The following is a 17,416-nucleotide window of genomic DNA, read 5'->3' as shown; positions in this document are numbered from 1 at the left end:
CGTCATTCCTCCCTAGTCATAATTGATGTGCACTTTGGTATGCGCCGGCGCACTGCGGTGGATCAGGCACTCCAGCGCCGAGCCCGGGTTGACGCCGAAGCGCTCGCCCCAGTAACTCGCGCCATAGCGCCGACCAAGCAGCAGGCGGCCGCCGGTGTTGAGGGTCCACATGAATTGCGCTTCCCAGGTGCCCCAGTGTGCCGCGCCGAAACGCGCGCGGCCCATGCGCGGGGCTTCGTGTTCGGTGATGCTGGCGTTGGGGTAGCCCTGGCTTTTGGCGATGTCGAGGTAGTAACCGACAGCCTGACTGCCGACCGCGAGCAAGCGTCGGCGCACGGCGAGGCGGCGGTCGTCGAACAGCGGTGTGGCGCCCAGGCACGGGTCGGGCAGCTCCATCACCCGTTCCCAGTCCGGCACCAGTTCGCTGACGCCCGCCGGGTCCATCTCGTTGAGCAGGTCGGCAGCGCGGGCGTCGAGGCGCGCCAGTTCGACGGCCACGCCTTGCAGCACTTCCTCAAGTTCCGGGACGCGTTCCGGGTCCCACGCCGGGCCGCTCGGCAGCAAGGCGCGCAACTGCGCCTGATATTGCGCGGCGGTTCTTATGCCCCCCATACGCAGCCTCCGAAGGTCAGCAGTTCGCTTTGCCCGGCAGGCACGTCAGCGGCCGGCGCGGTCAGCGTGTGATCGTACTCACCGCCGGCGCTGCTGATGGCTTCGCGGATATGGCTGATCAGCAGCGGCACACCCAGATCGGCCTCGCGGTTGTGCAGGTCGCGCAGTTGCGCTTCAACGGCGGCGCGCACAGCAGTGGTGTCCGGGTTGACGCTCTTGAAGCGATACACCACCGGCACCTGAATCGGCCGCTGCACGTGTACTTCCGCCGTCACCGGGCGCAGCGGCTCGATGTACTCCTGAACCTCCGCCAATTGCTCATCGTTGGGCACCGGTTGCGGGTCTTCGTCACGCATGATGAACACCGTCACTGTGCCTGGCCCGAGCAGGCCGCCACGGCACCAGGCCCGCGTCACACCCGGCACTTCCAGCGCCCAGGTTTCGTAGTCGCTCGCCGAACCGCCGTGGGGTATCACGCGATAGGAACGGATCACCCGCGAACGCAACGACTCCAGGCTTTCTCGCGCCACGCCACCATTGAGGCCGGGCGCGAGCACCACAAAACTGTTGCCGACCACGCCGGCGATCGGCTGCACCGGGTTCAGCGCCAGACCGGCGTCGGCATTGCCCAGGCTGCCAGCATCCAGCGCCGCGATGGTGGTGGTGTTGCTGCCACTGACGGTGGTGCGTGCGGCGGTGACTTTGTAAGTGCGGCCATCGCTTGCTTGCAACAGCGTGTCGACGTCGAGCACCGCGCCGGCGGTCGCGGTAAAACTGACGCTGCCGGTGGCGACTTGCGCCGGTTTGCGTGGCTGGTTCAGGCGCAGCGCGGCGATGCGTTCCAGGGTCGATTCGTCGGCCTTGTCCGGCAGGATCTGCTCGGCAATCCAGTCGAGATAACCGTACAGGCCATAGGCGGCGCCACCGAGGGTGCGGGCCAGCACTTGCGCATCGGACTGGCGCAGCGAATCGCCGGCCAGGTCGCTTTGGGTGCGCTTGATCAGCACCGGCAGCGAAGGGGTTTCAAACGGCATAGATCACCTGCCAACTGTTATCGGGGTTGATGTCCAGACGTTCGCCGTCGGCCAGGGTCAGGACCGTGCGCAGGTTCAGGCGCTGGGCGTCGAGGCGTTCGCTGATGATGTCGATGGCGCTGCAGTGGCCGTCGTCGACCAGCCATTGCAGGGCTTCGCGGGCATAGAACTCGGCGTCCATCTGGGTCTGTCGGGTCAGCTTGACCCGACGCAACAGCCACAGCCGCGAGCCGATGCGATCGTCGGCGACGGTGGGAAAGCTGTCGCCCCACCAGCCGAAGCGCTCCTCGTCGTCGAGGGCGTCGTCATCGGCGGCGCGGCGCCAGGTGAACAGGCTGATGAGCACGGCGCGGGTCAGTGCGGCGTGGAGGTTCTGGCTGACAAGCATTATTTGCCTCCTGCCGGCGCACCGGTCTGGCCGCTACCGGCCTGCACGCCGACGTGCACGTGTTTGATCTGGCTGATGCCACCGGCGAGTTGATCACCGGTGGAAACGATCTTGCCGGTCTGGTTGATCACCGGCGTGTCGAAGTTCACCGCGCTGCTGGCGCGGATGTTCAGGGTGGCGGTTTCGATGTCGATGATCCGCCCGCGCTTGAAGTGAATTTTGTCGCCCTCGTCGGTGTAGATCGCCACTTCGCCAGAGGCCAGCGACTGCAAGCGATAGCGGCGGTCGGCGACCACCAGGGCGATGGCGTGAGACCGGTCACCGCCGAGAAACGTGACGATGCCTTCGGCGCCGGCCAGCGGGTTGCTGGTGAAACCGTAGGGTTCGAAGTGCTCCATGTCGTCGTTCACCTCGCCGGCGGTGAGGCGCATTTGCAGCGATTGCAGCTTGGATGCCGAATGGGCGAGCACGACAGTGCCGCGCGCCAGCAGGCGTGTCAGTAGGCTCATGAATTGTCCTCAAAGGTAGGCATCACGCGATCCACTGTGGGAGCGAGCCTGCTCGCGAATGCGGTGGGTCAGGCGATTTGATGTTGAAGCTGCCAGCGCTTTCGCGAGCAGGCTCGCTCCCACAGGGTTCGGTGTCAGGCTCAGGTTTTTTTCGGGGGGGTGGGGTCGGGATCGAAGGTATGCGGTGGCGCCACTTGCAGCGTGGTCACCGAGCCCTGCGCCGAGAGCGAATACGTGACTTTGGAGATCAGCATGTCGCCGTCAAAACCGAGCACCGGATCCGTGACCTTCACCAGCGTGTTGTGGCGCCACAGATCGCCATTGGACTGACGCCAGCCCTGCACCTGATAGGTGGTGGTCTGCGCCCGGCCCATGCGGGTGGCGCTTTCCCATTGGGCGCGTTGCTGGGCCAACTCGAACGTCAGCGCGGTGCCCTCGTTGATGATCGTGGTGCGGCGGCGCTTGAAGCTCAGATCAGCCGCGCTGGATTGAACCTCGCTGACGGCCGCCCCGCTCTTCTTGTCCGAGCCTTTCTGCTGACCGATCACTCGGTATTCAGAAAACACCTGGCTCTGATCCATCGGCGCGTTCGCCGACAGAATGTTCTTGCCCAACTCCAGCGCGTCACTGGCCCGACCACCACTACCGGGCTTGGCCAGCACCAGCCGGCCCTGCTCGTCATCGGTGGAAAACACCCGGAACAGCGAGAGCAATCGGTCGATCGACTGGAACACCGTTTCGCCCGGCACGATGGTGTGTTTGGCGAGCCGCGCGGTCTCGGGAATTTCGTTGACCACGTACAGCGAGTATTCCGCCGCCAGAGCCTGGACGATGCTCAGCAGCGGTTGCTCCTGCCATTGGTTCGGCCGGTTGGTGGCTGCGCAATCGACCAGATCCTGAGTCTTGGAGCTACCCTCGATGCTCAGGCTGATCTGGCGTCCGTCGTAACTGATCGGGGCCTTGAACACGTAGCCAGTGAGCACCAGGTCCTGGCCAATTTTCACTTCGCACGGGTCACCCGGTTTAATCCGTTGATCCACCGTCTGCCCCGGCCACTGCCAGGTGATGTCGAGTTTGAAGGTGCGAAACTGGCGCTCAAGATCGGCGGTGATTTCCACGCTTTTCCAGCCGCCGTATTCCATGTTGTTGACGGTCAGCGTGACACGGTTGTCTATCTCGCTCATGGTTTACTCCCCGGAGACTTTCACTTCGTTGGGTGAGAAACCGGGATGGGTGATCCCGTTGCGTTGAGTGATTTCCGTGACCCGCGTCGCATCGCCAAGGTACTTGTAGGCCACCACCAGTGCCGGAAAGCTTTCCTGGAACGACCTGCTGACTTGCCGCACACCCGACGACGCGACGGCCTTGAGGTGCGCAAGCAGCGCCTCTTTCACATCGCTGATGGCCTGGTAGTGCGCCGGGTCGGCCTTGTCCAGCATCGGGTTGATCGCCACCGCTACGGCGTCACGCAATGCCTGCATGTCGTCACTGACCGGGACTTCCTGGCGCGTTACCGGGCTCGTCGCCTGCTGCCCTACCGTAGGTGTCGATGACAGTTTCACCGGGCTTGTCGCCACCGGCATCGATGCCACCCATTGCGCGACTTTGACCAGCACCGTGTCCTGCACCAGATCGGCCATGGCTTGTGCCGCCGCGTTGGTGTCCTTGCCGGTGGTGATCTTCGGCGCATCAGCCTTGCGGATGGCTTCGAGTTGTTGGGACACGTCGGCAATCACGCCACGGTAGCCCTCCTTCGCGAATGCCTTGAGTTCCTTGATATCGCCGAGCAAGCCTTTGAACTCCGCCGCGACTTCCTTGGGCAACTCCTTGACCGCTTTGACCAGTTCGGTGATCTGCCGATACTGCTCGATCAGCGGTTTGAGCTGCTCTTTGATCACCTCATACACGCCGGTCAGGCTGTTGCGCAGATTGGCAATGCCAATCCGCGCCGCCTTGATCAACGTCATCGCCTGCTCGAAGCGCGCCACCGCCGAACCCAACAGCGTGTCAGCCTTGGCCAACAGAACTTTTTGCGTACTGACCGTGGCGGTCGGAAACGGCAACGGCCGGTCGGGATAGAACTTCAGACTGAATGTCACCAGCCCGCCGTCCTGGCGGGTGTGGGTCATGTCGCATTCGCCGACCTTGACTTGCAAGCGTCCGAGCCACGGATGCACCAGTTCACCACTGCCCGCCTCCAAGGCCTTGAGCAGCTTGTCGCGCTGCTCCAGGCAATCGGCGCCGATGATGAACGCCGTCAGATCGTGGGTCTTGGCCTGCTGGCCGAGATCCTCGAAATACGGCAGGTCGCGTTGCGGGTACTCGTGCAACTGACCTTTGCGACCGACCGGAGTTTTCGCCTGATCGATCCAGAATCCGACACCGCGAAACGATGCCGGCAACAAACGGTCACGCCAGTTCATTGGAACCTCCTGCCGACAGCGAGCGATAGCCGATGCGCGAAGACAGCGCCAGGCCCGGTTGATTGCTTTGTGGTTGATCGGTGCGCAGCCCCGCCGGTGCATTTTCGAAGCGCACGGTCAGGCCGCCCTCGAGTTGCGTGCGGTTGTTGGCGGCACTTTGCTGGATCAGGGCGCTGGAGGTTTGTGGCAGCGAACTGCTTAACTTCGGGGCACCGGCAGGCGCTGCCGGGGCAGTACCGGTGAGGGTTGCAAAGACACCGGAGAAATTGCCACCGAACAGTTCTTTAAGCTGCCCGAAAATCCCTTGCAGGTTTGTCCACATGTCGCTGAACCAGGTCAGTACCGGCTGCCATTTCTGCTGGATCAACTCCAGCGGCGACTGGCTGAACAGATCGCCGAAGATGCTCTTCACCACTTGTGCATCCGTGGTCAACGATGCCCACAGACCGGAGAAGTACGCGCTCACGCCATTCCACTTCGCCATGACCGCTTCCACAGGCGCGCTGCCAAACAGGTTTTGAAACTCGTCTTTCAACGGCTGGGCTCCAGCCCTGAGTACGTCCCACAGCGCGAAAAAAACGGGCGCCAAGGGTTGCCATGCCGATTCAATCATCGCCACCGGCGATTGCGTGAAGATCGATTTAACCTGCTCCCACTGCGCCGCGGCGTTATCGGCAACACCGCCAACAAGATTGCCAAACACATTGTTCAGCGAACCCCAGGCTTCAGTAATCGTCTGCACTGGCGACCAACTGAACTTCGCCTTGAGCGCGTCCACACCGGCAGCAGCTTTGGCCTGTGCGCCAGCGAAGAAATCACTGACGACATTGCTCGCGGTTGCAAAAGCCTTGCTCATCACTTCACTCGGCGAGAAATCGAATTTCGCCCTGAGCCTGTCGATACCCGCTTGCGCATCCGCCATGGTGCCAGCGAAGAAATCACTGACAACGCTACTGGCCTTCGCCAACGCCTTGTTCCACACCTCACGCGGCGAGAAATCGAACTTCGCCCTGAGCTTGTCGATCCCTGCTTGTGCATCCGCCATGGTGCTGGCGAAGAAATCACTGACAACGCTGCTGGCTTTCGCCAACGCCTTGTTCCACAGCTCACTCGGCGAGAAGTCGAAAGCCGCCACGAGCTTGTCAGTGCCTGCCTGCGCTTTCGATACCAAGCCGTTGTAAATATTGACGACGCTGTCGACGCCGGCAAAAAATTCCGCGCTGATCTCCCCCCACGTTTTGCTGATCAATGCGCCCATCGATTCGATTGCCTGCGTGGTCGCCGCAACTCCAGCGTTGAATTTCGTCGAAACGTAGTCCCACATCCTGCCGAAGAATCCGGAAATCGACGCCCAGTTATTGGTAATCAACCGTGCGCCAATCACGATGATGGCCACCGCTGCCGCGATAGCTGCCGCAATCAGCCCGATGGGCGAGGTCAGAATCCCCAGCACCGCGACCAGCCCCATCGCACCGACCGTGACCACCGTAAACGCTACGGCAGCGGCCGCCAGCCCTTCGACCAGATACGGATTGTTGGCGACAAACTGGCCAATCGAAGTCATCACCGGTGTCAGCGCCGTGACGATGCCGTTAACCGCCGGCAACAACGCCTGACCGATTTTCAGCGAGATGTTATCCAGCGCCTTGTTGAATTTTTCCAGGTTGGCCGAGGTTTCGCCCTGGACCACCTTCGGAACTTTAAGGCCCTTGAGTGCCCTGGCTTTCTTCGCCAACGCATCCTGCGCTTCGATGGCTTTTTTGATGCCGTCCTGAAACGGCTTGAGCAAACCACCTTCGGCAATGAAGCCGGCCACGTCCAGCGGCTCGAGGCCGCTGTCTTCCATGCTTTTCTTGAATGCTGCGACCTTGCCGCGCAGCCCCTTCATCTCGGTCTCCATTTTCTCGGCGCCCTTGAGCACCACGAGCATGTTGACCGTGACGGGAAAGTTCTGCGGGATCAGGCTCAAATTTGTATTCGCCATCACTGCACCTGCTGCATCGCATTGATCCGTTGCGCGTGCTCCAGCGATTCGCGGAGCACATCCAGTGGCCTGGCCATCATCTGTTCGGGGTCAACCTTCCAGAACCAGGCCAGGTCATAGGCGACTGCGATCAGGTCGGTGATGGCTCCGACGCCGCACTCATGAAAAAACTCGCAACGGCCCAGCTCAGCGCGTTGAGGTCAGCCAGATCGAGCTGGTTGACCGACGACGGTGGAATACCGGCGCACACGGCGATGTATTTGGCCGCCACGTCCATGTCGAGGCTGACTTCTTCGCTTTTGTCGATCTTGTACGGCAGCGCCTTGATCGCTCGCACTTCCTGCACCGTCGGACGGCGCAGGACGAGTTCGGTCAGGGGCTCGCCGTGAGCTTCGATCGCAACCTGAAGCTTCACGGCGCCGCTCATTGCCAGGTCCCCTTGATGCCTTCGAATTTCAGTTCGATGGTGGCGTCATCGCCCTTGGAAACCGGCTCTTCGACCAGATAGGCACCGGCCAGCACGTAGACCTTGCCGTTGCTGAATTCGCAGGTGACGGTGATGTCGGTGCCTTCGATCAGCTTCTTCAGCGGGAAGTCGGCGGTGTGCAGCGCGGTCACTTTGAACGACGGCGCGACATCGGTTTCCTTGTAGAAACCCGGTACGACGGTTTCGCGTTTGACGGCCATCAGCGGGGCTTCGCAGCCGCCGTTGATAGTCAGTTGTGCACCGTCGACTTTGACGTAGCAGGTGCCTGCAATCACTTGACCCATGGTGTTACTCCCTTCAAATAAAAAAGCCCACCGAGGTGGGCTGAATGCTTACGGCCAAACGCGGCGATCAGGCCGCGTCGTCGTATTGCAGACGGAACTGGTTGAGCAGTGCGAACACGCGCAGACCGTTGATGTAATCCGGCGGGAACAGCACGTTCACGCGGCTCGGATCCTGCACGTCGCGCTCGACGATCAGGTGCTCGGCGAACAGCTCGGCGTTCTCCACGTGGCCTTCCAGTTCCAGCTTGGCGTACTGCGCAATCAGCTCGCCGCGAATGGTTGCCGGAGTGACGATCGGCTGGCCGGCGCCGAAACGGGTGCCGTCGGAGGCCAGTTTGTGCCGGCCGTATTTGCTGGTGATCACGCTTTGCAGACGACGCACGATGAACGCCGACTGGTGCATGGTTTCGCTGTCCAGGTAGGAGTTGTCAGCCTGACCGTAAGCGTTCTTCTGGTAGGTGGTGATCGAACGCTGGATGCGCACGTAACCGCCTTCGTAGTACGCGGTAGCGATGCCGTAGTTGAGCAGCGACTGCCGCTCGGTCAGAGTGAATCGCTCGCTGGCCGGCGCCGGATCAACACCCGGCAGGCTGCCGCTTTGGGTCGGACGGCTGGCATCGGCGGAGATGAACACCGCGGTGCGCGCAGCCAGTGCGGCAGCTTGTACCCAGAACGGTTGCGGTACGCCTGGCTCCAGCGCCTGAATGGTCATGTGCTGGTCGTTACGTGCCTGGCCAGCAGCAACCAGGGTGCCGACGGTGCCGCGCTTGGCGCTGTAGACGTGACCGAACAGTTGCTTGGCCCAGGACCAGCGACCGGTGCTGTCATCCATCACTGCTTGCCAGGTGTTGAGGGTCGACAGATCCGACCACGGCAGTGCGATGAACTCGAACGGCTCGTCGCCCAGTGCAGCCACGGCTGCGACCTGGTCCGGCACGCCGGCGCCGCCGGTCATGGCGGTGATCGCAGTGGTCAGGCCCGCCGGGGTTTCTTCGCCGTTGCTCTTGCCCAGGCGATTGAACTGCAGGCTGATGTCGTTACCGCTGTCGCCGGTCCACTTGGCGTTCAGGGTAACCACACCTTCGGCAGCCGCAGCGCTCACCGGCAGATCGGCGGTGGCGTTGATTTTCTGCGCCAGTGCGGTAGCCGCTTGAGCAGCGGTGGCACCGTTGACCACGGTGGCTTGCACCCGCACACCAGCGACGTACAGGTTGAGCACGCCAGCCTGAGTCGCGGTGCCGGTCAGGGTCAGCACGCCTTTGGCGATGGCGCCTTCAGTGTTGTGCAGCGGCAGGCACCAGATCTCGCCGATCGGGTCGGCCTTACGGAAGGTCTCGTACATCGAGGCGAGCATCGAGCCCTGACCGCCGATGCTTTTTGCCAGCGCGACGCTGGAGACCAGCACCAGTTTGCCGACTTCGGTCGGGGCGATGTTGTCGTTGACCTGAGCGACGATCAAACGGCGCATGGCCGAAGTTGCGCTATTGGCGGCCGAGTTGTCCATTTCGGCATAGAACAGCGGTACACGAATGTCCGCGGGGATGTTGCTGAATCCGATCGCCATTATTTGGCTCCCTGTGCTTTGACTTTTACAGTTTTGAGAGTGATATCGCCGTCTGCCAGACGTCGGCGCCACCAGGCGCTGTCCAGCACTTCACGGCCTTCTTTGGGCAGCAGATCGCCCGCTTCCGGGTCAGGCACGGCACGGCCAGCGGCCGGCAGTACGGTGATGCGATTGCTCATGGGGTTACGTCTCCAGAGAAAGTCATTTCCACGCGCCCGTCAGGGCCCGGGTGTTTCAGATTGGGGTCGGCCGGGTCGATCGCATCGACCCGCACGGTGACCCCGGTAAAGGACGACAAACCGTCCAGTTCACGTTCGTGCCAACTCTCCGCAGGCTGACTCGGCAGATTGCGGCCGAGCTGGAACTCGGCAAAAAAGCGCAGCCGATAGAAGGCCCGGCTGCTGTTGATCGAAACCATCTCGCCGCCGTCGTAGACGATGGCGCTGTAGTCATTGCCCGGTTTGAACCCCACCAGCGCGCGCCACAGTTCGGCGCGCAGGTCGTGCAACAGATCCAGCGCTTTTGTGCTGTCGCTGGCGTCGAGCGCCAGGACGATTTCGAAGCGGTCGCGGATCGGTTGGGCGGTGAGGTTTTGTGCGGTGCTGTTGCTGGCGACATCGGCCAGCGGCAGCACATGGGCCGAGGGTGTCGGCAGATCGGCATTGCCTTGCAGCAACGCCAGATCGACGCCCACTGCAATGTGATTGGCAAGGCTTGGGCATTGCGCACGCAACTGCGTGAGGATCGGGGTGATCTTCATGGTGGTGTTCCAGAGTGTGGGGGAGTTACCGCAAGACCAATGTGGGAGCGAGCCTGCTCGCGAAGGCGGACTTACATTCAAAAACAGTGTTGATTGATCCACCGATTTCGCGAGCAGGCTCGCTCCCACAGGGGTTTGTGTCGCTCTGAGAAAGAGTGAATCAGTCCTTGGCTGCGGCTTTCGGGTCGAGGCATGCGGCATCGATCACGCAGCGATAGCTGTTCTCTCGATTGCCACTGGCAGTGACTTTTTCGATCGACCAGCGCCCACGCATGAAGTCCGGCCAGGTCTCATCGAGCAGCACCAGACCTTCGGCCGCCAGCAGTGGATTGCCGGGACAGGTGATCTTCACCTTGTATTTCTGCCGGAGCATCTTGCGCACTTCGCCTTCGCCGACGGCGATCGCATCGGCTTCGCTGGGTTGTTTCTGGCGGAGGGTCTTGAACGGCGCAAGCCCCGTTTCAACCCAGCGCAACACACCAGCAGCGCCATCCCAGAAACAGGTCTTGCAACCCTTGGTCTGCTCGCGGGCAGACTCCTCCAGCGTGGCGCTGACGAACGCGTGATCGCCGGGACGGTTGTTGCTGGTCACCGACAAAGTCACGTCCGCCAGCACCTGGCCCGACAACGATTTGGTCTGGCCGGGACGGGCCAGCACGTACACGTCGTTGTAGGGTTTGGTCACCGCGTTGTACTTTTTCGCCAGTCGCGTCAGAAAGCTCATGTCGGTTTCGTTGGACTGGTCGACGTGCTCGATCCTGATCATCGCCACCTCGGGCGCGACGCGTGGTGAAAAGCCATGGCTCGACACCAGTTCGCGAAACAGCGACCCCAGTGTTGTCGGGCCATGACTGGCCGTGCGGCGTTGTTTGAAGCCTGTCTCATCATCCTTGCTGAACGGCGCCGCCGTGGCCACCAGCGTCAGGCGGAACGGAAACAGCGTCGGCGTCAGGCGCGTCACTTTGAACTGGCCCTTGTCGACCATTCCCGACTCCAGATAACCGACCTCAAGGCCGATTTTCCCGCCCAGATCCGGCAGCCCTTCGAGGCCTTCAAGATCGATGGTCAACGTCAGTTGATCGGACTCGAAACCGGCAGCATCGATGTGTTCCCAACTGATCAGGCGTTGATTGAGCAGGGCCGAATGGGCCCCGTAGAGTCTTACCGCCGGGGTGAAACCCAGTGCCATGCAACCTCCTTAATCCCAGGCCGTGAGCGGTTTGATCGTGGCCGGTTTCGAGTCGAGTTCCGGCAACGTGACCCAAACACCCGCAGGCAGGATCGGGCCGTGTTCGGCCAGGGTCGGGTTGAGTATCCACAGGACCTCTTCGGCGGTGTCATCACTGCGCCCGGTTTCGCGGTAGAGCAGCAGATTCACCGAATCACCAGCCACGCTTCGTACCTTACGCATTGTTGAACTCCGCTAGCTCGATAACCCAGTCAACGACCATTGCCGTGCCGTCATCGATGACCTGGCTCTGGTTTTCCTGAATATTGTTGATTCGCCACAGCCCCCAGTTGCGACCGATGCCGTCAATCAACGGCAGCGGGATACGCTGGGCCTGCAAGGCGCGCAATTCGTCGAGCCGATTCATGGCCACGGCGTACATCGACTTGCCGGTGATAGTCAGGGTTTCCGGTTTTTGCCCGGTCTGGCTGGACTTGGGTTTGCTGGTGAGAATCTGGATTTCGCTCCAGCCTCCGTCGGACTTGCGCGCCAGCGAGCTGTAGGCGAAGTCGCGCGAAAGGCCGAAGATGAAACCGCCCAGTGCCATTTGTTGTTTCATCAGGCGACTCCATCGGTGAGGGCTGCGTCACGGCGGGTGGCGAGTGCGCTGGCGCCTAAGGCGGGTGTGAATGCGCTATCGAAATGGTTGCGCATGACCTGCGAAACCACATCGCCGATTTTTTCGGCATTGAGCGCATCACTGCCGCTGATCTGCACCAACGGCGAGTAAGTGAAGTTGGGGAGTGGCGTCTGAGCGCTGGACAGATCCCTGGCTACTTGCGCGGGGGGCGCGAGTTTGTCCTCGGCAGGTTTCCCCCATTGTTCCCCCACATAGGAGCCGAGCATCCCGCCCAGAGTGCCGCCGATGAATGTGCCAATACCAGGTGCAATGAACGAGCCGATCGTGGCGCCAATCGCAGTTCCAGCCAACTCGCCGGCAGCACCTTTGACAGCTTGATCATCGCCGTCACGCCAGCCCTTCAAACCTGCGTAAGCGGCATGACCGATCGCCAGCGGCGCGCCCATCTTGAAGGCGGGCAATGATTTGACCAGCGGCGGTAGAAGCTTGGATTTGGCGCCCTCGACCAGCGGCATGAGCTTGGCAGTCGCGCCGCTGAGCCAACTCGGGCGCATGCTTTTGGCCATCTCGCCGACCATTTTCACGCGGGTTATCGCATCGTCAAACATCGGGGCGATTTTGGCCGTCATCGTGCTCAAACGTCCGCCTCGACCGGCGCCAGAGGAAGGAGCACGAGACCGCGCGCGGGAAGGTGCGCGTCGACCGGGGCGCTTTCTTTTAGGCCCCTCGCCGCCGTCGTCACCGCCATTGATCACATCGGCAATATCGGCGGGCAATCGCGCCGTCGCCAGACGCAACAGTTTCGAGTTGACCGCATCCAGCACCGAGGCGACCCCGGTCTTCAGTACACCGCCGACGAACGGCATGGCGGCCACACCGGCAAGTGTGAGGCCAGCCGCCAGAAACGGCAGTGCTTCAGCAGCTGAACTCAAGCCATTGACCACAGCCGTTAGCGACACTGCCAGCGCGTCAGTCACGGGCGCGAGTGCATTCCCCACCGCCGTCGACAAGCGATTAAGACTCGCATCCAGCGCATTCCAGCGCCCTTGTGACGTATCGCCAAAGGCTTCGGCCGTTTTCGTCGCGGCACCGCCGCCGGAACCCAGCTCCGAGGTTGCATATTGGTGCTTGTCGGACACTCGCGTGAAGGCTGTCTTGACGTCGTCGGGCTTCTTCAACAACTCAAGAATGCTGGTACTGCTCTCGCCAAACAACGTCTTCGCCGTGGCTGCACGTTCGGGTACGGATTGTTTACTGAGCGCCGCGAGCACCGAATCAATGGCACCTGGCGCATCCGTGCGCATCTTCTCAGTTAACGAGTCGGGGTCCAGGTGCAACCGGGTCATCGCCGAACGCTGTTCGGTTGACGCCGCGTTTCCTTTGCCGAAAACCGACGTGAAGCTCTTCAATGCCGCACTGGCACCGTCCTTGTCGGCCCCGCTGTTCAACAGCGCAGTGGCAAACGCTGCCACCTGTTCCGGTGTCATTCCCGATGCCACAGCACTCTCGCCAGAGCGTTGAACGACCGCGCCGATATCGGCAGGCTTGGCATCCAGACCGCTGCTGCCCAGGTAACTGACCGCATCGGCCAGATCCTGTCCCTGGTATCGATCCAGCTTCAAGGAGGAACGCCAGACCGCGAGCATTTCCCCCGCGGCCTTGACGTCAATCCGGAAGGCTGTGGCATTGATCGCCGCGTCGCCGGAATACGCTCTTAGCTCTGTCGCGCGCTGATCACCCTTGGCGCCATCGGCAATACCAGATCGCGCCCCGACCTGCTGGATTTGCAACAGATCCGCCCCCGTCGCGCCACTGGCTGCAACTGATCGCTGAGTCGCGAGTTCGAGGGTTTGCTCTGAATGCGCTTGAAGCTGGTCTTTGTTGAGCCCAATCAACTGATTGAGTTCAACCAGCGCGGTCTCGTTAGCCATCGCCGATTGAAGCTTTTTCGGTGGCGGACGCTGCTCGATTTCCGCTTTGAGTTTCGACTTCGGTTCACTATTGGCCGCTGGCGCCGCCGCGACGACCTTGAACAACGATTGCTGGCTGACCAGCAGCTCGCGCAGCTTGATCTGCTCCTGAGTCAGCAAGCGAATATCCACGCTTGCCAGGGACAGTGTCAGGTTCAGATCCTGCAGCGGTTTGCCGAGGTTATCGGGCAGGGTAATTCCGCCAGATGGGGTGCCGCTCTCACCGGCGTATGCGAGCGCGTATTTGTTCTCTGCCATGCCGCTCTACTCCTGTTTCACGCCAAGGCGAGTGATCGCTATGTCGTAGCGGCGCAACGCCTTTTCGGCGTCCCATTCCAGAATCTCCGCTTCACTTACCGGGTAAATGAGCGGGACGATATCGAGGATTACTTCGATGTCGCGTTCCGAAAGTAGGCCGCCGGCTGGTTTAAAAAATCGTCGATGCGCACCTGCAATTGGGTCCAGTCCGGGACGCTCAACTGGGCCAGATCGGGGATCATCAGACCGGTGCAGTGGGCAGTGATGAACTCGGCGCGTTCCTTGGCCGTTTTCAGTTTCTTCATCACTTTGGTGGCGCGCAGTGCGGGCATTTCCAGCGACAGCGAGGTCACGGTGCGGCCGGTCACGGCGAGCGGTTGCAGCAGCTGCACTTCGTCAGGATCGTCGGACTTTTCCGCGTCCTCGACCTGCTCCAGAAAGTACGACGCCGGACGGGTCGACATCTCGTGCACGTACTGGGCGATGCTCACGTAGTCCGGGCGTTTGAGCTGGTCGAGTTCCTTGACCGACAGGCCGGTGGCCAGCAGCGCCAGTTCGAAGAACTGATCGTCTTCATCATCGCCAGCGCGTTCCAGCGCTTCTTTCTGCGCGGCGTAGAACAGCGGCTTGAGCTGAATCTGTTCGATCTGCGCGCCGTCGTCGCCGGTGATCGGCGACAGCAGGTCATGCTTGGGTGGCATCCACGACATGTATGAATTCCTTGGTGATTCTTGAGGGGGTGTTGCAGCACTTGGGAGAAGAAACCTTTGTGGCGAGGGGATTCATCCCCGATGGGCTGCGCAGCAGCCCCGCTTATGGATGGGTGCGGTATCCGCTAAATTGCCAACTCAATGTTGGGGCCGCTTCGCGCCCCATCGGGGATGAATCCCCTCACCACAAAAGCTCCTTCCCACAAGTTTTGGTGCAGGGCTTGCTTACGGGGTTACGGCATCAACACCGCACGACGCGCATCACCGAGGATGTCGACGCCGTTGAGTACGAACTTCTGGGTGCGCACGTCGATGTCGATCACCGGTACGCCGTTTTCCAGGCGGTTGTAGGTGCGGCAGGACAGCTCCAGGTTGGTCTTGGGTTTCTCGCCCATTTTCACTGCGGTTTCTTCAAGGGATTTCAGCTTGCCGCCGACCGTGTGATAAGTGAACCAGGTGTTGCCGTCCTGATCCTGACCGGCTTCACGCACGTTCAGCAGGATGTCGTCGCCCAGCTTCACGCCCAGTGCGAGCATGACTTCTGCACCCATGCCTTGCAGGGTCAGCTTGGCGTTGAGCGCTTTGCCGCCCTTGGCCATTTCTTCGACGATGAAGCGGCCGCCACGCATTTCTTCCACGTCGAATTCGATCTTCGGTGGCGTGAATTCCTCAACGGTCGCCGACAGCGGCAGGCCTTGCAGGGTGGCCGCGATGGCCTGTCTTACGCGGTTGGTAAACATTAGAGAACGTCCTCCAGGAACTGCTCGATGATTTCATCGCGGGCGTTGAGTTGATAAACCATGTGTTCGTTCGGCGCGTAGCGGCCGTAGTCGATGACCACGTACCACGTGCCGTTCTTGTACCTCTCGACGCTGTTGAGTTCCGGGTGCAGGTAGACGCTGCCGCCAGGAATGGTTTCGTCGGCGACCAGGGTTTGCAGCCAGTCGTTGATACGCTTGACCTCCTGATCCATGAACGACTTGGTCAGGTTCTTGGCCATGGCTTTCTGGCCGGCCTTGACCAGCTTGCGGCTGATCGCATCTTCGAGGCCGACGTAGCTGATGAACTTGCCGGTGATCGAGCGGTTACCCAGCAGCGAGAAGCCGCCGAGCACGGTGCGGGCGTAGTAGCTGACGCCGTAACGGTTGAGCAGATCGCCTTCGGTGGAGGTGTCGAGGATGTTGTATTCAACGACCCGGGACACGTCTTCGGCGTAGGTCACCTGGTTGCCCGGGCTTTCCCACTGCTTGACCTTGGCCAGTGCGGCAATCGCCAGACTGGACGGCGCGAGGAACACATTTTTCTTTGCCGCTTTCGAGTACACGGCCGGCATGTTGTGCACCACCAGGCAACGGTCGAAACCGAGGTCGGCGCCACCCAGTTCCTGGCTGTAAGTCACTTGATCAGCGACCGACGCGTCCTTGCCATCCAGCACCACACGGGCCTTGATGCGCTTGCCGAACGAAGCGAACTCGCTGGCCACTGCTTTGGTACCGGTGAAGCCCGGCGCGCCGATGATGGTCAGGTCTTCCGGGACACTGCCCAGTGCCGCCAGACCGAGCTTGCGGCCGGTGGTTGGATCGACACCGCCAATCACTGCGTTAACGGTGTCGGCCGGGGTCGCGCCCGCTTCGACGATCACCACGTACACCGGCACCTTGACCACTTTGAGGATCTGGTAAACCGCGTGATACAGCGTGCCCTCTTCGGCGCCGGTCGGATCGAGCAGCGCGTGGGTGGTGAAGCTGTTGATGCGGAACGGTGCGTTGCGCGGAATCAGCGGATCGGCTTTCGGCGCGGTGCCGACCAGACCGATGACGTTGTCACCCAGGCCACCCATGGCCTCGGGGGATTCAGTGGCATTGACGGTAATGCCGTTGTGCTCGAAGTTCAAAACCTCAGCCATGGTTAGTCAGCCTTCTTGGCAGCGGCCTTTTTGGCCTGGGTGGTGGGTGTTTTCAGTTCCAGTCGACCGGCGCTGTACAAGGCACTGGCTTCGACGTCGAGCAGATCAAGGTCTTGACCGACGCTCGACCAGTGCCCACCGCCGGTGGGGAATGGAACGAGCACGGTGTAGGTTTGGCGGGTTGCCATTTTTCGTTTCTCCATAAACGGGAAAGCCCCTCGTGGGGAGGGGCTTGGCGGGTGTTGATTTGTTTTAAGCGGACAAGAAAACGCCCCGGGGTGCGGGGCGTTTACTGAGGCTGCTCAGCGATCCAGGAGGGCACGACCGGACGCGATTCTGGCGATGGAAAAGCTGCCGATTGGGGCCAGTCGCGCAAGTTGCGAATGTAGATCAACAGTTCACTAAACTGCTCAGTTGTCAGCGATGCTGTCTGGTTCAGATCGAGTTGGTCGCGATGACGTTCGCGCAACCAAAGAACACTATTGATCTGTTTGTCTCGCCAACTGCGTTCCTGCTTTGCTCGCTCTTCTGAAGTCAATTCCGGCGAATCAATCAAGATCGGCAGTCCGTTTTCATCCTGACTTCGGACTTTTCCGAACGCGGGATTGGCAAAGACCTCCTGATAGAGGGCATCACTGATTTGAATTACGTCATCCGGCATCACCGAATGCACACGGTCCAAATAAGTGCAGTCTGTTGATTTGCTGTAATAACGCATT

21 protein-coding genes are annotated in these 17,416 nt (G+C 61.1%); all 21 read right to left on the bottom strand.

Going from position 1 to position 17,416, the window contains the following annotated elements; genetic code table 11:
• Window positions 1-12: 12 nt before the first annotated feature.
• Window positions 13-612, bottom strand: coding sequence for a YmfQ family protein (locus H043_RS0105890; RefSeq protein WP_003222238.1), 600 nt, complete (start codon window positions 610-612; stop codon window positions 13-15).
• Window positions 600-1,646 carry a baseplate J/gp47 family protein gene (locus H043_RS0105885; protein ID WP_027611073.1) on the bottom strand — a complete coding sequence of 349 codons (1,047 nt, stop codon included), beginning with the start codon at window positions 1,644-1,646 and terminating at the stop codon, window positions 600-602. The genes H043_RS0105890 and H043_RS0105885 overlap by 13 nt, the downstream gene beginning before the upstream one ends.
• Window positions 1,636-2,034: a phage GP46 family protein gene (locus tag H043_RS0105880; RefSeq protein ID WP_027611072.1), complete on the bottom strand. Its 399-nt coding sequence runs from the start codon at window positions 2,032-2,034 to the stop codon at window positions 1,636-1,638. The genes H043_RS0105885 and H043_RS0105880 overlap by 11 nt, the downstream gene beginning before the upstream one ends.
• On the bottom strand, window positions 2,034-2,543 hold the full coding sequence (locus H043_RS0105875; protein WP_027611071.1) for a phage baseplate assembly protein V: 510 nt from the start codon (window positions 2,541-2,543) through the stop codon (window positions 2,034-2,036). The genes H043_RS0105880 and H043_RS0105875 overlap by 1 nt, the downstream gene beginning before the upstream one ends.
• A 140-nt stretch (window positions 2,544-2,683) precedes the next feature.
• Window positions 2,684-3,727, bottom strand: a complete 1,044-nt coding sequence (locus tag H043_RS0105870; RefSeq protein WP_027611070.1) for a phage baseplate assembly protein — start codon at window positions 3,725-3,727, stop codon at window positions 2,684-2,686.
• A 3-nt stretch (window positions 3,728-3,730) separates the two neighbouring features.
• A complete protein-coding gene (locus H043_RS0105865) occupies window positions 3,731-4,966 on the bottom strand; it encodes a DNA circularization protein (RefSeq protein WP_027611069.1) in 1,236 nt (411 codons plus the stop codon).
• Window positions 4,953-6,950, bottom strand: coding sequence for a hypothetical protein (locus H043_RS0105860; protein ID WP_027611068.1), 1,998 nt, complete (start codon window positions 6,948-6,950; stop codon window positions 4,953-4,955). The genes H043_RS0105865 and H043_RS0105860 overlap by 14 nt, the downstream gene beginning before the upstream one ends.
• A 130-nt stretch (window positions 6,951-7,080) precedes the next feature.
• On the bottom strand, window positions 7,081-7,377 hold the full coding sequence (locus tag H043_RS0105850) for a phage tail assembly protein (protein WP_003222226.1): 297 nt from the start codon (window positions 7,375-7,377) through the stop codon (window positions 7,081-7,083).
• On the bottom strand, window positions 7,374-7,721 hold the full coding sequence (locus H043_RS0105845; protein ID WP_007964335.1) for a phage tail tube protein: 348 nt from the start codon (window positions 7,719-7,721) through the stop codon (window positions 7,374-7,376). Before H043_RS0105845 ends, H043_RS0105850 begins: the two co-directional genes overlap by 4 nt.
• 67 nt (window positions 7,722-7,788) lie before the next feature.
• Window positions 7,789-9,285: a phage tail sheath subtilisin-like domain-containing protein gene (locus H043_RS0105840; protein WP_027611067.1), complete on the bottom strand. Its 1,497-nt coding sequence runs from the start codon at window positions 9,283-9,285 to the stop codon at window positions 7,789-7,791.
• On the bottom strand, window positions 9,285-9,464 hold the full coding sequence (locus H043_RS0105835; protein ID WP_027611066.1) for a DUF2635 domain-containing protein: 180 nt from the start codon (window positions 9,462-9,464) through the stop codon (window positions 9,285-9,287). The genes H043_RS0105840 and H043_RS0105835 overlap by 1 nt, the downstream gene beginning before the upstream one ends.
• Window positions 9,461-10,045, bottom strand: coding sequence for a hypothetical protein (locus tag H043_RS0105830; RefSeq protein ID WP_027611065.1), 585 nt, complete (start codon window positions 10,043-10,045; stop codon window positions 9,461-9,463). The genes H043_RS0105835 and H043_RS0105830 overlap by 4 nt, the downstream gene beginning before the upstream one ends.
• A gap of 160 nt (window positions 10,046-10,205) precedes the next feature.
• Entirely contained in the window at window positions 10,206-11,234 is a 1,029-nt protein-coding gene (locus H043_RS0105825; protein ID WP_027611064.1) for a hypothetical protein, read from the bottom strand.
• Between the two features lie 9 nt (window positions 11,235-11,243).
• The gene (locus tag H043_RS0105820) at window positions 11,244-11,456 is read right to left on the bottom strand and encodes a tail protein X (protein WP_027611063.1); all 213 of its coding nucleotides are present in this window, start codon (window positions 11,454-11,456) and stop codon (window positions 11,244-11,246) included.
• Window positions 11,449-11,832, bottom strand: coding sequence for a phage tail protein (locus H043_RS0105815; protein ID WP_027611062.1), 384 nt, complete (start codon window positions 11,830-11,832; stop codon window positions 11,449-11,451). Before H043_RS0105815 ends, H043_RS0105820 begins: the two co-directional genes overlap by 8 nt.
• Entirely contained in the window at window positions 11,832-14,081 is a 2,250-nt protein-coding gene (locus H043_RS0105810; protein ID WP_027611061.1) for a phage tail tape measure protein, read from the bottom strand. Before H043_RS0105810 ends, H043_RS0105815 begins: the two co-directional genes overlap by 1 nt.
• A 128-nt stretch (window positions 14,082-14,209) precedes the next feature.
• Window positions 14,210-14,791, bottom strand: a complete 582-nt coding sequence (locus tag H043_RS0105805) for a phage tail assembly protein (protein ID WP_027611060.1) — start codon at window positions 14,789-14,791, stop codon at window positions 14,210-14,212.
• Between the two features lie 233 nt (window positions 14,792-15,024).
• Complete coding sequence (locus H043_RS0105800) at window positions 15,025-15,531, bottom strand: phage major tail tube protein (RefSeq protein ID WP_027611059.1); 507 nt, start codon at window positions 15,529-15,531, stop codon at window positions 15,025-15,027.
• Entirely contained in the window at window positions 15,531-16,697 is a 1,167-nt protein-coding gene (locus H043_RS0105795) for a tail protein (RefSeq protein WP_027611058.1), read from the bottom strand. The genes H043_RS0105800 and H043_RS0105795 overlap by 1 nt, the downstream gene beginning before the upstream one ends.
• Window positions 16,698-16,699: 2 nt before the next feature.
• Window positions 16,700-16,885, bottom strand: coding sequence for a hypothetical protein (locus H043_RS0105790; protein ID WP_027611057.1), 186 nt, complete (start codon window positions 16,883-16,885; stop codon window positions 16,700-16,702).
• 101 nt (window positions 16,886-16,986) lie between these two features.
• Window positions 16,987-17,415: a hypothetical protein gene (locus tag H043_RS0105785; protein WP_027611056.1), complete on the bottom strand. Its 429-nt coding sequence runs from the start codon at window positions 17,413-17,415 to the stop codon at window positions 16,987-16,989.
• Window position 17,416 lies beyond the last annotated feature (1 nt).

The sequence above is a fragment of the Pseudomonas sp. URIL14HWK12:I6 genome, assembly GCF_000514195.1.
Classification (GTDB): Bacteria; Pseudomonadota; Gammaproteobacteria; order Pseudomonadales; family Pseudomonadaceae; genus Aquipseudomonas; species Aquipseudomonas putida_A.
This window is presented reverse-complemented; position numbering and strand designations above follow the sequence as displayed.

What these genes read in the sequence shown, in the direction of transcription:
- H043_RS0105890 (WP_003222238.1), bottom strand. Translation starts at nt 612, where the DNA reads ATGGGGGGCATAAGAACCGCCGCGCAATATCAGGCGCAGTTGCGCGCC.
- H043_RS0105885 (WP_027611073.1), bottom strand. Translation starts at nt 1,646, where the DNA reads ATGCCGTTTGAAACCCCTTCGCTGCCGGTGCTGATCAAGCGCACCCAA.
- H043_RS0105880 (WP_027611072.1), bottom strand. Translation starts at nt 2,034, where the DNA reads ATGCTTGTCAGCCAGAACCTCCACGCCGCACTGACCCGCGCCGTGCTC.
- H043_RS0105875 (WP_027611071.1), bottom strand. Translation starts at nt 2,543, where the DNA reads ATGAGCCTACTGACACGCCTGCTGGCGCGCGGCACTGTCGTGCTCGCC.
- H043_RS0105870 (WP_027611070.1), bottom strand. Translation starts at nt 3,727, where the DNA reads ATGAGCGAGATAGACAACCGTGTCACGCTGACCGTCAACAACATGGAA.
- H043_RS0105865 (WP_027611069.1), bottom strand. Translation starts at nt 4,966, where the DNA reads ATGAACTGGCGTGACCGTTTGTTGCCGGCATCGTTTCGCGGTGTCGGA.
- H043_RS0105860 (WP_027611068.1), bottom strand. Translation starts at nt 6,950, where the DNA reads ATGGCGAATACAAATTTGAGCCTGATCCCGCAGAACTTTCCCGTCACG.
- H043_RS0105850 (WP_003222226.1), bottom strand. Translation starts at nt 7,377, where the DNA reads ATGAGCGGCGCCGTGAAGCTTCAGGTTGCGATCGAAGCTCACGGCGAG.
- H043_RS0105845 (WP_007964335.1), bottom strand. Translation starts at nt 7,721, where the DNA reads ATGGGTCAAGTGATTGCAGGCACCTGCTACGTCAAAGTCGACGGTGCA.
- H043_RS0105840 (WP_027611067.1), bottom strand. Translation starts at nt 9,285, where the DNA reads ATGGCGATCGGATTCAGCAACATCCCCGCGGACATTCGTGTACCGCTG.
- H043_RS0105835 (WP_027611066.1), bottom strand. Translation starts at nt 9,464, where the DNA reads ATGAGCAATCGCATCACCGTACTGCCGGCCGCTGGCCGTGCCGTGCCT.
- H043_RS0105830 (WP_027611065.1), bottom strand. Translation starts at nt 10,045, where the DNA reads ATGAAGATCACCCCGATCCTCACGCAGTTGCGTGCGCAATGCCCAAGC.
- H043_RS0105825 (WP_027611064.1), bottom strand. Translation starts at nt 11,234, where the DNA reads ATGGCACTGGGTTTCACCCCGGCGGTAAGACTCTACGGGGCCCATTCG.
- H043_RS0105820 (WP_027611063.1), bottom strand. Translation starts at nt 11,456, where the DNA reads ATGCGTAAGGTACGAAGCGTGGCTGGTGATTCGGTGAATCTGCTGCTC.
- H043_RS0105815 (WP_027611062.1), bottom strand. Translation starts at nt 11,832, where the DNA reads ATGAAACAACAAATGGCACTGGGCGGTTTCATCTTCGGCCTTTCGCGC.
- H043_RS0105810 (WP_027611061.1), bottom strand. Translation starts at nt 14,081, where the DNA reads ATGGCAGAGAACAAATACGCGCTCGCATACGCCGGTGAGAGCGGCACC.
- H043_RS0105805 (WP_027611060.1), bottom strand. Translation starts at nt 14,791, where the DNA reads ATGTCGTGGATGCCACCCAAGCATGACCTGCTGTCGCCGATCACCGGC.
- H043_RS0105800 (WP_027611059.1), bottom strand. Translation starts at nt 15,531, where the DNA reads ATGTTTACCAACCGCGTAAGACAGGCCATCGCGGCCACCCTGCAAGGC.
- H043_RS0105795 (WP_027611058.1), bottom strand. Translation starts at nt 16,697, where the DNA reads ATGGCTGAGGTTTTGAACTTCGAGCACAACGGCATTACCGTCAATGCC.
- H043_RS0105790 (WP_027611057.1), bottom strand. Translation starts at nt 16,885, where the DNA reads ATGGCAACCCGCCAAACCTACACCGTGCTCGTTCCATTCCCCACCGGC.
- H043_RS0105785 (WP_027611056.1), bottom strand. Translation starts at nt 17,415, where the DNA reads ATGCGTTATTACAGCAAATCAACAGACTGCACTTATTTGGACCGTGTG.